General features: G+C 79.0%; 1 protein-coding gene. It reads left to right on the plus strand.

The window, feature by feature from the left end; all coding sequences use genetic code 11:
• Window positions 1-601: hypothetical protein (locus HMPREF0731_RS22690; protein ID WP_040614567.1), on the plus strand; the 601-nt coding region annotated here is incomplete at both ends.

The raw sequence follows: 601 nt of genomic DNA on the forward strand, positions 1-601 counted from the left end.
GGCAGGTGCTCTCCGCCGCGCCGGATCTGTTCGCCTCGGCCTCCGCCCCGAACGCGCTGCGCTGCCTGGCGCTGCTCGGCCCGCGCCTGCCGGAGGGCGCCACCCGCGACGCGGCCTGGGCGCTGCTGGCCACGCACCGGGAGAGCTTCCCCGAGCCGGAGGCGCTGGCGGCGCTGCAGGTGCGGGACGGGCTGCGCATCCTGGCGCAGCGGCGCGACTGGGCCGGGCTGTGCCGCCTGGCCGCCACCCTGCCCGATACGGTGCTGCACGCCGAGGCCGCCGCCAGCCTGCTGACCGCCGCGCTGCAGACCCGCGACGCCGCGGCGGCCAGCCGCGCCCTGGCGCTCTCCCCGGACGAGCTGGAGAAGCCGAAGCGCCGCATCTGGTACGCCCACCGGCTGCGCATGGCCGGGCTGGGGGAGGCGGCGCTGGCGCTGCTCGACGTGCCGGCGCTGACCGGGACGACGGACCCCGAGATCCGCGACGCGCTGCTCGACATGCTGTCGCAGTTCCTCGGCAGCGGCGCGGCGCAGGGCGGGCTGGCGGCGCCGCTGCGGGCGCTGGCGGCGCGGCTCTCCGCCCCGGTCTTCGCGGCCGAATC

It is taken from the genome of Pseudoroseomonas cervicalis ATCC 49957 (assembly GCF_000164635.1).
GTDB lineage: Bacteria > Pseudomonadota > Alphaproteobacteria > Acetobacterales > Acetobacteraceae > Pseudoroseomonas > Pseudoroseomonas cervicalis.